The sequence below is a fragment of the Dermacoccus sp. NHGro5 genome (assembly GCF_017565385.1).
Classification (GTDB): Bacteria; Actinomycetota; Actinomycetes; order Actinomycetales; family Dermatophilaceae; genus Dermacoccus; species Dermacoccus nishinomiyaensis.
This window is the reverse complement of sequence record NZ_JAGEKQ010000015.1, coordinates 12,986-26,352: the sequence shown is the minus strand read 5'-3', so window position 1 is coordinate 26,352 and position 13,367 is coordinate 12,986. Positions and strand designations below refer to the sequence as shown.

The window sequence follows — 13,367 nt, the reverse complement described above, 5'->3', positions numbered from 1 at the left end:
GTGAACGCGACGATGCAGGACGTCCTCGGGTCGGCCTCGTCACTCGACGAGGCCGACCACGAGTGGCTGCACCTGCTCGTCGGCGACTGGCAGCTGCTCGCCGACCTCGCCTTCGGCGACCTCATGATGTGGGTGCGCGGCGACGCCGGGTGGCAGGTCGCGGCGCACGTACGCCCGACGACGGGCGTCAGCCTGTTCGCCGACGACCTCGTCGGCGCCAGGCCGCAGGAACTCGACTCGTCGCGGGCACAGGACGATGCCGATCGTGGTGGTGCCGCTGAGGTTGCTGCTCGCGCAGGCACCTCTGTCGAGCGGGGGCTGCGTGAGGGTGAAGCCCACGCGGACGCCTCCGACGTGAGTGACGGTGTTGAGGACGCCGCCCGTTCGAACGATCTGCAGGTGGGCCTCGATCGCGCTCGCCTCGAGGGTGCGGAGACGCGCGTGGACATCGTCGTCGAAGGCGAGCCGGTCTCACGGCGCCTCGTGCCCGTGCGGCGCGGCGGATGCGTCATCGCGGTTCTCGGGTGCCACATGCGCCTGGGCAACGTGCGTCGTCGCGGCCGCCTGGAGACGCGCTACGTGGCGCTCGCGGAGGCGCTGTTCCGCATGATCGCCGAGGGCACCTTTCCCGACGGCGGCGGCGTCATGGGCGGTCGCGGGGGTGCGCCGCGCGTCGGCGACGGTGTCGTCGAGCTCGACGCGAGCGGTCGCGTCACCTACGCGAGCCCCAACGCGGTCTCGGCGCTCCGCAGGCTCGGGGTGGAGAGCAACATCCCCGGCCTGCGCCTCGCCACCGCGCTCGACGAACGCGGCGTCAAGGCGAGCGACGGGCCGGAGGAGGCCACCGTCGTGCTCGCGGGCCGCGCCCCCTGGCAGGCGGAGTTCCGGCGCGGCTCGGCCGCCGTCATGGTGCGTGCCGTGCCGCTCGTGGCCGGCGGACGCCGCCTCGGCGCGGCGCTGCTGCTGCGCGACATCACCGAGCTGCGCCGTCGCGACCGCGAACTGCTGACGAAGGACGCGACGATCCGCGAGATCCATCACCGCGTCAAGAACAACCTGCAGACGGTGGCCGCGGTGCTGCGCCTGCAGGCGCGCCGGCTGCCCGACGAGGAGGCCCGTCAGGCCCTCGCCGACGCGGGGCGCCGTGTCGGCGTCATCGCCGCGGTTCACGAGTCGCTCAGCGAGGGCTTCGGTGGCACGGTCGACTTCGACGACGTCGCTGCCCGCGGCCTCGCCTCGAGCATCGACGTGGCCCGCCGCTCGGACGCCTCGGTGGCCTCCCACCTCGACGGCTCCTTCGGTGTGCTCTCGAGCGAGGACGCGACGTCCCTCGCGATGGTCCTCGGCGAGCTCGTGCAGAACGCCGTCGAGCACGGCCTCGGGGACGCCGGCGGCAACGTCACCGTACGGGCACGTCGCGACGGCGACCGGCTCGACGTCCACGTGATCGACGACGGCCGCGGCTACGAGCGCGGAGGTGCGCCCGGCGGCGAGCGTGGCGGTACCGGCCCGGACGCGCCGACAGGTGCGTCAGCACGCGTGCGCAGCGGGCTCGGGACGCAGATCGTCACGACGTTCGTCGAGGATCTGCACGGCGAGATCGCCTGGCATCGCCTCGAGGGCGGCGGCACCGACGCGCACTTCAGCGCCCGTCTGCGTCCAGTCCCTGCGTCGAACTGACCTACGTCAGCCGCGCCCCAAGTCCTCGATTCTCAACCATTACCCGGTGCGCGAATCCCGTCCCCATCGACGATTTTCGTCTACCTTCGCGAATCCCGTCCCCATCGGCGATGTTCGTGCCCATGTGCGATCATCGGTCACAGTCGCTCATCGCCGTGTTCACCCGCCGGCGCGCAGATCCCAGCACCAGCAGCCGGGCCCGGACATGACAGAACTGGCGGTCACACCCAGGGTGTGCCGCCAGTCGTCGACGCGGGGCTCAGGTCAGCTGGCGCGGCGGGCGCGGGCGTTGCGGCGCTTGAGAGCGCGACGCTCGTCTTCCGAGAGGCCGCCCCAGACGCCTGCATCCTGACCGGATTCGAGAGCCCACTTCAGGCAGGTGTCGATCACTTCGCAGCGTCGGCACACAGCCTTGGCGTCTTCGATCTGCTGCAGGGCAGGGCCGGTGTTGCCGATCGGGAAGAAAAGCTCCGGGTCCTCGTCCAGGCACGCAGCGCGATTGCGCCAATCCATGTGGCTTGCTCCTTGATGTCTCCGCTGAAACCGGCGGGGTCGGTTCGAACGCTGCCGGGGTGCCGGCGTGTCCACAGTGCGACGCTGGGACGCGCTGCGGAGGTGTTCCGTTATAGGTTCACACCTGGCGCGGGCGAGCACAAGGGGTTTGCCCGAACTTTTTGTGTGCTTATGTGAGCTTTTGCTCACACGATGTTCGTAAATGTCGCGGCGTAAAGTGGAAGCGTGGACACCACCCGCTCGACGTCATCGATCCCCGCTCCCACCTGGAAGGGCTCGCGCGCCCATTGGCTCGCCGCCGCTACGGGCACGGCGATCTCGGCGGCCGCCATCCTCGTCATGGCCGTCATGTCGGTCGTGAGCGCCGTCACCGGATCGGCCAGCACGACGACGCGCGCCCTCACGGAGGCGGCCATGCTCGTCGTCCTCGGGGGAGCGGTGCTGGCCCTCGTCGTCGGCCTGGTGCGTGCCAAGTCACTGGTCAAGACCCCGACGCTGCTGTGGAACGCCATGCTCGTGCCGATCGGCTTCAGCCTCATGGACGGCGGTGCCGCCGCGCTCGGCATCGCGACCGTCGTCGTTGCTGTGGCTACGTTCGTCGTCGCGCTGCCGCTACCGCGCTACGAGGCGGACGTCGAGGACGGCGCGGCGCTCTGAGAGCCGGCGGGTGACGTCGGGGGACTCGCCGAGCCGCGGGACGTCGCAGAACTCGTCGCGCTCGACGACGCACCCGCATCCTTCGTCGACTCACCGGTTCGCAGCTTCGCGCCGAGCAGGTCGAGGAGCGCGGGCACGGTCTTCGTCGTGTACGCGCGGCGCGAATCGGCGTGCGAGTCGGCCAGCGTCGAGAAACCGATGCCGGAGAAACGAACGACCGCCGCAGCCTCCCCCGTGCGCACGAGCGCATAGGTCGTCGTCCCGTCGGTGAAGGAATCGCTGACGCCGTGCGCGCCCTCGCCGTAGAACGTGTAGAGACCGCGGTTGGCCTGGGCGCGCTTCTCGTGCAGGGCCTTGTCACGCTTCCAGGCGGCCTCGACGTCCTTCCACTCACCGGTGTGCGGCAGCGCGATGACGAAGTGGCTGCGGTCGTCAGAGGGTTCACCGGCGATGTTCAACTCGAGCGTGTCGTCGCTGCCGCTCACCCCGTCGAGGTGCGGGATGATCGGCGCGAGCTCGCCGCGGGTGAACAGTGACGTCGCGTCGGGCACGGAGGACGGGTCGACCGTCTTGCCGTCGAGGCGTAGCTGCAGCGGTTTGTCGACGTGCGTCGACCCAGCGGCGGCCGACGAGGAGGCAGATCCCGACGACGAGGCGCTGGGCGACGCGCCCGTGGTCGCGGACGACGGCGTCGCAGCGGACGTGCTCGTCGCCGCGGTGGGGGAGGAGGCCGGCGACGTCTCGGCCGAACCGGTCGTCGCGACGACGACGGGCAGGGCGGCGACGACGAGGCCGGCGACGGCGATCTTGGCGCGGGTTGACATGCCTCAAGCCTGTCACATCGTGGCCCGCCCGTTCGGCTGAGGTTCGTGCCGCAGGTGAACCTGGTGGCCGTGGGGCAGGACGAGCGCGCGCCCGGGCGGCATCGACGCCGGGATCTGAGCGGGACGCAGTCCTGCGAGTGAGTACTCCGTCGCGTCGTTCTGGCGCAGCACCAGCCTGACGTCGAGCAGCGCGCTGAGCTTCGAGGCGAGCACCTGCCGACCACCCGTGACGATGAACGTGTGTCCGTGACGGTGGCCTTCGCTGATGCGTTTCAGCAGGTCTTCGGCGGCCAGGCCGTGGTTGATACGCAGCAGCGTCGCGTGCAGGTCCTCCCATCCATCGATGACGACGACGCTCGACGGCCCCGCGGGGTGCGCCTCGGCGAGGTGCGTGAGCAGGCGGATGACGGCGTCCGCGTCGTCGGATGCGACGTGGACGTCGGCCGCGATCGGGTCGGTGGGGCCGACCCACCACGTCGATGCTGTGCGAGTCGTCGCGCCCGCGGCCGTGCCGCACACCGCCGCCCGGGCGAGCGCCGCGGCGGCGTTCGTCCGTCCGCTGCGAGGGGCTCCCGCGAGGCCGACGTGCACCCCGGCCGGCACGGTGACGGCGGGTTGGCTCTGCGCACCGGGCAGGTCGGCGATGCCGACGACGTGCGCCAGGCCGTCGTCCGTCGCAAACGCGTCGGCTGCTTTCGCGCGATCATGCCCGTCGCTCGAAGACGATGCGCCGAAAAGGGATTCGCTCCTGTCGCACACCGCCGTGTTCGAGTGAGGCGCCGGCGTCGGTCGCTCACCCGTCAGTGCGTCGAGACCGACGACGATCTTCGTCTCGGCGAGAAGTTCGTCGACATTCTCGGGCAGCGGCGGCAGCACGGGTCGGTGGATCGGTGGGAGCTGGTGTGCGGCGGCGAGGGCCTCGTCGACGAACATCCCGAGGTCGCTGCGGGCGCTCGTCCGTCCGGGGCGGCAGGCATCACATCCGTCGCGCAGTTCGTCCAGCCCCGAGGCAGTCACGACCGTGGGGTGGACGTGCACTGCCGCGGTGGTGCCGAGCTCGCGCGGCGCACCGCTGTAGGCGCTCTGGAACTCGACGGGAGCCTCACCGGCCGTCGCGAGGTACCCGCGCCCGGGGGTGCGCGCGGAGATGCGGGAGGCCAGGGGCGAGTCGATGACGTCGATGCTGTCGGAGCGTTCACGCACCCGCAGCGCGACGCGGACGTCGAGGTTGGCGCGCATGTCGGCGCTGACGGCGCCGCCGGGGCGTTGCGTCGCGAGGATGACGTGCATGCCGAGCGACCGTCCCACGGCCGCCAGACGCACCAAACCGGCGACGAAATCGGGCAGTTCGTCTGCCAGCACGCGGAATTCGTCGACGACGACGAAGAACCGCGGCAACGCTAGGTGGGCAGGCGCGGCGGCGAGATAGTCACGGTAGGAGGTCAGCCCGTGACGCCCGAGCAGATGCTCGCGGCGCCCGATCTCGGCGCGCAACGCCGTCAGAGCACGGGTCGCGAGACCATGGTCGAGGTCGGTGACGACGCCGACGACGTGCGGGGCCCGCGCGAGCGGGCCGAACGTCGCACCTCCCTTGTAGTCGATGAGCAGCGCGTTCACGTGCTCGGGGGAGTTGAGCGTGAACAGCCCGCGCAGGTACGTGAGCAGAAACTCGGACTTGCCCGATCCCGTCGTGCCCGCGACGAGGGCGTGTGGCCCGGTGCGGGCGAGGTCGAGCGTCATGATGCCGTCGTGATCGTGGCCGATCGGCACGTTCGTGCTCGGGGTGCGCCACGCGCCGGCCACGTCGGACGGCAGCAGGGCAGCGCTCGTCGAGGCGCGCAGCGGCGCGCTATTGCCACCGGTGGCGCCCGCAGCCCAGCGGCGGTGCAGCCGCATGACAGCGGGAAACCACGTCTCACCCGGGCTGTCGAGGGTGAACGTGTGCCCGCCCGGCAGGCGGGCGGCGCGGTGTCCCGCGGCGCACGTGACGCGGACCGTCGCGGCCAATGTCGTCACGCCCGTCTCGATGCTGGGTGGCTGCGCAGCCCCCACCCAGACGACGGCCGCGCCGGCGATGACGAGGCGTCGCGCGAGGCGCGTAGCGTCGGCGCTGCCGGCTTCGAGCACGACGAGGGGGAGGTCGTCACTGCCGGGGCGACGCACCCCGTCGTCGAGTCGTGCGAGGAGGGTCTCCGGCACGCTCGTGTGGACGTGAACACGCGCCGAATCGAGCGCCCAGGCCCAGCGTCGCGACGCCGCTTGCCGGGTGACGACGACGGGCGGGGCGTCAGTCGGATCGTGCAGGACGGCGAGTTGCGCGACGACGAGTTCGAGGACTTGCGGTGTCGTAGCCGCATCGGCGTCGAGATGGACGAGGCCGCCCGGCGCCACGACGAGGGTGACGGGTGCCTCGCTGAGCCCGAGCGGGCGTGCCGAGCCGTTGCGGGCGAGACGGTGCGCGGATGGCGCGTCACCGTACCCGAGACGCAGCAGACGTGCGCTCGGCCCGCGTCGCAGGCCGAGCCCGTCGCGGGAGCCGGCGGCGACGGCGAGCAATTGGTCGGGGCTCGGCGCCAGACGCGCGAGAGTGACGACTTCCGCGTCGAGCGCATCAGCGACGCGGCGGCCGACGTCCTGCACTTCGCGCGCATGGTCGCGGGCTGCGCTGCGCCCACCTCGACGTCCGCGACGGCGGTCGTCGAGGTGCGTGGCCACCATGACCAGCGGGCCCACGAGCATGAAGCACAACATGTAGGCCGCGTGCATGACGATCGCGAGAACCAGTGCGACGGGCACCGGGGCGAGCACCGCGATCCAGCGCAGCGGCACCCGACGTGGGGGTGTCGGGGCCGCGGGCCACTCGAACGTCCGCGGTTCGGGCAGACAGTTCGACGTCCCGGCGCGCAGGGCTGAGCCGGCGTTTGCAGGGGCGGCACTCATGGGGTCGGTTTCCGCAGGTTTGATGCCGGAGAGATCGGACCCCGCAAGGTCAGGAGGTGCTGGCTCAGCATTCGCCAGGTCGAGACGCAGCACGCTGGCGCCGAGACGCACTGATTCGCCCACACGCCAGGGGTGGCCCACGTGCGGTTGGAGGCGCGCCCCGCGGCTCGTCACGCCGTTGCTGCTGCCGAGGTCGGTGATCGTCACCTGCCCGCGCGCGACGCTGACGAGGGCGTGTCGACGTGAAGCGAGGGAATCGTCGCCGAGCAGGTGATGGTGGCGTCCGAGGGTGACGTGGCCGGCGGCGAGGGGGAGCGCACAGCCCTGATGCGGGCCGCTCGCGCTGACGAGCGTCAGGATGGCCGCGTGCTCTTCCTCGTCCGGGCGGCGGGGTGGTTCGAGCAGCGCGCCGTCGACGAGCGGTGCTCGGCCGAGGACGTCGTCGTCACGGATCGCTCGACCGGCGTGCGTCGGCGCGTAGGGAAGGTCGAGTGCGGGGCGGATCGCGGCGAAGGGTGTGCCGTCGGGGGCATCGACGACGATCGGGTCGCTGGGGGAGCCGTCAGCGGTGACGACGGCCAGGCGGATGCTGGTGCTCACCTGTCCAGCCTGCGGCCTGCGACATCGCGCCGTCGGAACTGATCTGCACCTGTGGACAACGCTCGTGCCGGAGCCAGAACGGGTGCTTTGGTAAGACTTTGGTAAGAGTTTTTCCGAAACCCCCTTCGGCCCCGCGCGGCCTCTTTGATGGCTCCTGAGAGCAGGCATCGAAGAGGAGAGACGATGACGATCACGCTCATCGAGGACGAGGTGCGCGAGCAGTTGCGCGCCAAGGCCATCGACCCAGGAGCCGACCCCGAGGCGGTGCGTGGCGTCATCGCCGACGTCGTCGCCGCGACGGAGGTCGCCCGCGCCCGGGCGGGTCTGCCGGCGTCGTCGCGTTCGACGAGCGAGGCGAAGGCCGTGTTCGACGCCGTCGCGGGCTACGGGCCGCTGCAGGAGTACCTCGACGACCCCAGCGTCGAGGAAATTTGGTTGAACGAACCCGCGCGGGTCTTCGTCGCGCGCTCCGGGGTCTCCGAACTGACGCCGACGATCCTGACGCATGACCAGATCCGCGTTCTCGTCGAACGAATGCTGCGCACGTCGGGGCGGCGTCTCGACCTCAGCTCGCCCTTCGTCGATGCCTCGCTCCCGGACGGCTCGCGCCTTCACGTCGCGATTCCGGACGTGACCCGCGAGTACTGGGCGATCAACATTCGAAAATTCGTCGCGACGAGTCATTCGATGGACGAGCTCGTCAACCGCGGGTCACTGTCGCCGGGGTTGGCGGCCATCCTCGCGGCGTGCGTCAAGGCAGGGCTCAACGTCCTCGTCTCCGGTCAGACGCAGGCCGGAAAAACGACGATGTTGAACTGCCTCGCGAGTGCCATTCCGCAGACCGAGCGCGTCATCACGTGCGAGGAGGTCTTCGAGGTGCAGCTCGCGGCGCGTGACTGGGTCGCGCTCCAGTGCCGTCAGCCCAACCTCGAGGGTTCGGGCGAGGTGACGCTGCGCATGCTCGTCAAAGAGGCGCTGCGCATGCGGCCGTCGCGACTCGTCGTGGGGGAGGTTCGTCAGGCCGAGTCGCTCGACCTGTTGCTCGCACTCAACTCGGGTCTGCCGGGTCTCGCGACGCTGCACGCCAACTCGGCCCGCGAGGCGCTCACGAAACTCTGCACGTTACCGCTGCTCGCGGGCCCCAACATCTCGCCCTCGTTCGTCGTCCCGACGGTCGCGTCGGCGATCGACGTCGTCGTCCACCTCGGCCTCGATCGGCACGGGCGACGCTCCGTGCGCGAGGTCGTGCGCGTCACCGGACGAGTCGAGGGCGACACCGTCGAGACGATCCCGCTGTTCACCGAGGGCCAGGTCGGTTTCCCGCGCCTGTTGCCCGCGCTCGACGGAGAGGTTCGCTTCGCTCGCGCCGGCATCGACGTCGCCGCTCTCGCCGCCGAGGTGAACGCCGCGTGACGCGCCTGCTCAGCGCCGCCGCCGTCGGCACCGCCCTACTGCTCATGTGGCGGGCGATGACGTCCCCGGCTCCGCCGCGCCCCCTTCATGGTCTGCGCCGCAGCCGCCGGTACGCCGCGGTGCGTGAACTGCTCGACCAGTCCGGGCTCGTCACCTGGCGCGTGCGCACTCTCGTCGCCGCGTGCCTGGGCGCGGCGACCGTGGCCTTCTGCCTCGGCTTCGTCATCACCGGCGTGCCAGCCCTCGCCGTGGTCCTCGCGTGCGTCGGTGGGTGGGCACCTGCAGCATTCGTCCGGGGCCGGGCGACGAGCCTGCGCCGCCGCCGGCGTGAGGCCTGGCCCGATGCCGTCGACCATGTCGCCTCCGCCGTCCGCGCCGGCCTGTCGATCCCCGAAGCGCTGCGCCAACTGTCGTTGCACGGCCCGGAGGTGCTGCGTGAGGACTTCGCCGCCTTCGCCCGTCACGACGCGGCGCACGGCCGGTTCGACGACTCGCTCGACGTCCTCAAGGCCCGCCTTGCCGACCCGGCCGCCGATCGGCTCATCGAGTCGCTGCGCCTCGCCCGCAACGTCGGCGGCAGCGACGTCGGTCGCCTGCTTCGCACCCTCAGCTCCTTCCTGCGTGAGGACGCCTCGACGCGCGCCGAACTCGCCGCCAAGCAGAGCTGGACGGTGAGCGCGGCACGGTTGGCGCTCGCCGCACCGTGGCTCGCGTTGTGCGTCGTCGGTTTCCGCGGTGAGGGGCTGGCGGCCTACCGCACACCGCAGGGGGTGCTCGTGCTCGTCGCCGGGGCGCTCGTGTCGTGGATCGCGTACGTCGCGATGAAGGCCATCGGGCGTCTGCCTCACGAGGAACGGGTCATGCGATGACGACGCCAGCCGCGCTGTCGGCCGCCGCCATCGGGCTGGGGCTCGCACTGGTCGGCATCTGGGTGGCGCGCCCGCGCGTCAGCGTACTCGAGCAGCGTCTCGAGGCAATGCTCGCCGTAGACTCACCCGCCGCCGCGCCGCGTCGCGGTCTCGACGCCGTCGCGGCGGCCCTGGCGCGCCTGCTCGGGCGGGTCCTGGGCGGCGCCGATCACGTGCGCTCCCGGATGGAGCGCGCGGGCCTCGTCCCGGACGTCGACACGTTCCGCACGAGCCAGGCCCTGTGGGCGATGACGGGCTTCGCCGGCGCGGCGTGCATCGTCCTCGTCACGGGCAACTCGACGCGCGGACCGCTGTCTGCCTCGGCGCTCGTGCTGCTCGCTGCCGGGTTCGGTGTCGTGCTGCGCGATCAGCAGCTCACCCGGCTCGCCGAGAGGCGCGAGGCCCGCATGATCGTCGAGTTCCCCGCGATCGCCGACATGCTCGCCCTCGCCGTCGCCGCCGGCCAGGGCCCGCTCGGCGCGCTCGAACACGTCACGACTCTGTGCCGCGGCCCCCTCGCCGAGGAACTGCGCACCGCCCTCGAGCAGGCGCGCGCCGGTACTCCGTTGTCCGACGCGCTGGCCGGCGTCGCGCGGCGTACGAGCGTCGTCAGCGTGGCGCGCTTCGTCGAGGGCGTCATCGTCGCACTCGAGCGTGGCACGCCACTCGCCGACGTCCTGCGCGCGCAGGCCCAGGACGCGCGCGAGAGCGTGCGCACCGAGCTCGTCGAGAAAGCCGGCCGCAAGGAGGTCGTCATGATGGCGCCCGTCGTCTTCCTCGTCCTGCCCGTCACGGTGCTGTTCGCCGTGTACCCCGGGCTCGCAGCTCTCGATCTGACGCTGTGATGCCTCCCCACGACTCCCGCGAACGCTCGCGGGCCACACCCCGACGAAAGGTCACCTCCCATGAACCGCATCCTCAGTGCCCGCTCTGCTCTGCGACGACGCGTCGCGCTCACCCTCCGACCGGTGAACGGGACGGACAGCGACGGCGAGCGCGGCGACGTGCCGGGCTGGGTGCTCGTCACGCTCATGACGGCGGGCCTCGTCACGCTGTTGTGGCAGACGGCCGGGCCGCTGCTGCAGACGATGTTCACGAGCGCCATGAGCAAGGTCTCCGGCGGCTGAACCGCATCACGGCCGCGATGCGCTTCCGGGTCGCGTGGCGGGACGAGCGCGGATCCGCGGTCGCCGAGAACGCGATGACGAGCGTCGTCATCGTCGCCGTCTTCCTGCTCGTGTGCCAGTTCGCCTACGCCGCGCACGTGCGGTCGTCGCTGACGATGGCGGCGGCCGAAGCGGCCCGCGCGGGCGCTCGCGTCGATGGAGGCGTCGACGCCGCTCAGGCGAAGGCACGCGACCTGCTCGCCGAGGGTGGCGGCCGGCACGCACGCGTGAGCGCCGGGTCGACGAGCGAGGCGGGCGTCGCGGTCATGCGCGTCGACATCACCGCCCAGGTGCCCGTGCTCGGCCCGTTCGGCGTCGGACTCGACCTGCACACCAGCGGGCGAGCCGTCATCGAGGACCGCGGCCCATGAGGGCCCGTCGAGACGTGGCCGCCGCGGCCCAAGGTGCGGGCCGCCTGGGACGAAGCCCCGGTGGTCCTGACCAGGCTGGCGAAGAAGGCGGCGTAGCGGACACGAGAGGTCATGGCCTCGATGCGGACGAAGGGTCGGCGCTCGTCGAGGCGATCGTCGTCATCGCGGTGTTGTTGTTGCCGCTGCTGTGGGTCGCGACGTCTCTCGTCCGTGTCGAGGCGGCGTCGTTCGCGGTGCGCTCGGCGGCCCGTGAGGCGGCGCGCACATACGTGACGGCGCCCTCTTCGGGCGCGGGCAGCGTGCGCGCGAATGTCGCGGCGCGTCTCGCGTTCGAGGATCAGCGCAGCCCCGTCGGCACGGCGACGATCACCTGCACGGCGAGCCCGTGCCTGACGCCCGGCGCTCAGGTCAGTGCGACGGCGCGCACGAGCGTCGGCCTGCCGTTCGTGCCGCGATGGCTCAGCGGCCCCGCGGGGCTCGAGATCCACCTGAGCTCTCGGCACGTCGAGAAGGTCGAACAGTACGGAGGGCAACGGTGACTCCCGCACCTGACGCGTGCGCCACGAGGCGTGACGCCCTCAGCGGACCCCTGCGCCACATGCCGGCGAGGCTCAGACAGCTCGCCTCGTCCCTCGTGAACCGAACGCGCGCCGACGACGGCGGGATCGCCCTTCTCGGCATCGGGCTGTGTGCGTGCGTCGTCATGCTGCTGCTCGGCGGTATCTGCGTGCACACCGCGCAGGTGGCGCGCGTCGATGTCCTCGACGCCGCCGACCATGCGGGCGCCGCAGCCGCCGACCGCATCTCGGTCGCGCATGCCTACGCTCACGGCGTCGAGGCGCCGCAGCTCGACGCGGCATCGGTGCGCGCCGAGGCGCAGGCGGCGCTGTCCGCCACCGAGCGCCCGGCGCACGTCACGTCGTGGAGCCTGACGTCGGCGAGCGTCGACGGCAAGGATCTCGTGCTCGCCGTCGCGGCCGTCGTCGAACCGCCGGCGGTCGGGGGAGCGCTGTCTGCGCTCGGTGCACCGATCACCGTTCACGTCACCACGCGGGCCGAAGCGCACTTCGAACGATGAGTGTTCACTCGCCGGTTGGGGCGCGGCCCGTCACAGGCGATACTCTGGAAGGCGTGGCTGTCGACTTTCCCAACGAAATCAAGAACCTGCGCACGACGATGGCGTCGGTGCGCGAGGTGCTCGACCTCGAGAAGCTGAAGAAGCAGATCGTCGACCTCGAGGAGCAGTCCGCGGCCCCCGATCTGTGGGACGACCCGGATGCGGCGCAGAAGATCACCTCCGCGCTGTCGCGCGCGAACGCCGAGAACGACCGCGTCGAGAACATGGACGCGGCGATCGACGACCTCGAGGTGCTCGTCGAGATGGGCACCGAGGAGAACGACGCCGACACCCTCGCCGAGGCCGAGCGCGAACTGAAGAAGCTGCAGAAGGCCGTCGGCGAACTCGAGGTGCGCACCCTGCTCAACGGCGAGTTCGACGAGCGCGAGGCCGTCGTCACGATCCGCGCCGGCGCCGGTGGCGTCGACGCCGCCGACTTCGCCGAGATGCTCATGCGCATGTACCTGCGCTGGGCCGAGCGTCACGGCTACCCGACGAAGGTCATGGACACCTCCTACGCCGAAGAGGCGGGCCTCAAGTCCGTCACGTTCGAGGTCAACGTGCCCTACGCGTTCGGCAACCTGTCGGTCGAGGCCGGCACGCACCGTCTCGTGCGCATCTCGCCGTTCGACAACCAGGGCCGACGTCAGACGTCGTTCGCCGCCGTCGAGGTCGTGCCGCTCATCGAGACGACCGACACGATCGAGATCCCCGAGAACGAGCTGAAGATCGACGTGTTCCGCTCCTCGGGCCCCGGTGGCCAGAGCGTCAACACGACCGACTCGGCTGTGCGCATGACGCACATCCCGACCGGCACCGTCGTGTCGATGCAGAACGAGAAGAGCCAGATCCAGAACCGCGCCGCCGCGCTGCGCGTCATGCAGTCCCGCCTGCTGCTGCTCAAGAAGCAGGAGGAGGACGCGCAGAAGAAGGAACTCGCCGGCGACATCAAGGCGAGCTGGGGCGACCAGATGCGCTCCTACGTCCTGCACCCCTACCAGATGGTCAAGGATCTGCGCACCGAGTACGAGGTCGGCAACACCTCCGGCGTGTTCGACGGCGACATTGACGGGTTCATCGAGGCCGGCATCCGTTGGAAGCGCGCCGCCGCTCGCGACGCCGAGTGACACCGGCTCACACGCGGGGTAGGTAGCGAGCACGCATCGAGCACGGCGGGG

13 protein-coding genes are annotated in these 13,367 nt (G+C 71.1%); 10 read left to right on the top strand and 3 right to left on the bottom strand.

Going from position 1 to position 13,367, the window contains the following annotated elements; translation table 11 throughout:
* Entirely contained in the window at positions 1 to 1,680 is a 1,680-nt protein-coding gene (locus J4Z35_RS07605) for a PAS domain-containing sensor histidine kinase (protein ID WP_074040683.1), read from the top strand.
* A gap of 264 nt (positions 1,681 to 1,944) precedes the next feature.
* Here the strand turns inward: J4Z35_RS07605 and J4Z35_RS07600 are convergent, their stop codons facing one another.
* A complete protein-coding gene (locus tag J4Z35_RS07600; RefSeq protein ID WP_006943843.1) occupies positions 1,945 to 2,193 on the bottom strand; it encodes a WhiB family transcriptional regulator in 249 nt (82 codons plus the stop codon).
* Between the two features lie 225 nt (positions 2,194 to 2,418).
* On the opposite strand from J4Z35_RS07600, the gene J4Z35_RS07595 reads away from it, so the two are divergent.
* The gene (locus tag J4Z35_RS07595; RefSeq protein ID WP_006943863.1) at positions 2,419 to 2,850 is read left to right on the top strand and encodes a hypothetical protein; all 432 of its coding nucleotides are present in this window, start codon (positions 2,419 to 2,421) and stop codon (positions 2,848 to 2,850) included.
* Here J4Z35_RS07595 and J4Z35_RS07590 read toward each other — a convergent pair.
* Positions 2,814 to 3,674, bottom strand: coding sequence for a hypothetical protein (locus J4Z35_RS07590; protein ID WP_074040685.1), 861 nt, complete (start codon positions 3,672 to 3,674; stop codon positions 2,814 to 2,816). The two genes, J4Z35_RS07595 and J4Z35_RS07590, sit on opposite strands and share 37 nt — an antisense overlap.
* Before the next feature lie 12 nt (positions 3,675 to 3,686).
* A complete protein-coding gene (locus J4Z35_RS07585) occupies positions 3,687 to 7,214 on the bottom strand; it encodes an FtsK/SpoIIIE domain-containing protein (RefSeq protein ID WP_074040686.1) in 3,528 nt (1,175 codons plus the stop codon).
* A 183-nt stretch (positions 7,215 to 7,397) separates the two neighbouring features.
* On the opposite strand from J4Z35_RS07585, the gene J4Z35_RS07580 reads away from it, so the two are divergent.
* The 8 genes from J4Z35_RS07580 to prfB all read left to right on the top strand — a co-directional run bounded on the left by J4Z35_RS07580 (position 7,398) and on the right by prfB (position 13,316).
* Positions 7,398 to 8,627, top strand: coding sequence for an ATPase, T2SS/T4P/T4SS family (locus tag J4Z35_RS07580; protein ID WP_006943851.1), 1,230 nt, complete (start codon positions 7,398 to 7,400; stop codon positions 8,625 to 8,627).
* Positions 8,624 to 9,496, top strand: coding sequence for a type II secretion system F family protein (locus tag J4Z35_RS07575; protein WP_006943852.1), 873 nt, complete (start codon positions 8,624 to 8,626; stop codon positions 9,494 to 9,496). Before J4Z35_RS07580 ends, J4Z35_RS07575 begins: the two co-directional genes overlap by 4 nt.
* Positions 9,493 to 10,380, top strand: a complete 888-nt coding sequence (locus tag J4Z35_RS07570) for a type II secretion system F family protein (RefSeq protein ID WP_006943844.1) — start codon at positions 9,493 to 9,495, stop codon at positions 10,378 to 10,380. The genes J4Z35_RS07575 and J4Z35_RS07570 overlap by 4 nt, the downstream gene beginning before the upstream one ends.
* A gap of 60 nt (positions 10,381 to 10,440) precedes the next feature.
* Positions 10,441 to 10,662 carry a hypothetical protein gene (locus tag J4Z35_RS07565; protein ID WP_006943854.1) on the top strand — a complete coding sequence of 74 codons (222 nt, stop codon included), beginning with the start codon at positions 10,441 to 10,443 and terminating at the stop codon, positions 10,660 to 10,662.
* A 17-nt stretch (positions 10,663 to 10,679) separates the two neighbouring features.
* On the top strand, positions 10,680 to 11,072 hold the full coding sequence (locus tag J4Z35_RS07560; RefSeq protein ID WP_006943860.1) for a TadE/TadG family type IV pilus assembly protein: 393 nt from the start codon (positions 10,680 to 10,682) through the stop codon (positions 11,070 to 11,072).
* Entirely contained in the window at positions 11,069 to 11,611 is a 543-nt protein-coding gene (locus tag J4Z35_RS07555) for a pilus assembly protein (protein WP_131941297.1), read from the top strand. Before J4Z35_RS07560 ends, J4Z35_RS07555 begins: the two co-directional genes overlap by 4 nt.
* Positions 11,612 to 11,706: 95 nt before the next feature.
* Positions 11,707 to 12,150: a hypothetical protein gene (locus J4Z35_RS07550; protein ID WP_131941295.1), complete on the top strand. Its 444-nt coding sequence runs from the start codon at positions 11,707 to 11,709 to the stop codon at positions 12,148 to 12,150.
* A gap of 53 nt (positions 12,151 to 12,203) precedes the next feature.
* On the top strand, positions 12,204 to 13,316 hold the full coding sequence (gene prfB / locus J4Z35_RS07545; RefSeq protein WP_006943864.1) for a peptide chain release factor 2: 1,113 nt from the start codon (positions 12,204 to 12,206) through the stop codon (positions 13,314 to 13,316).
* The last annotated feature ends 51 nt before the right edge of the window (positions 13,317 to 13,367 follow it).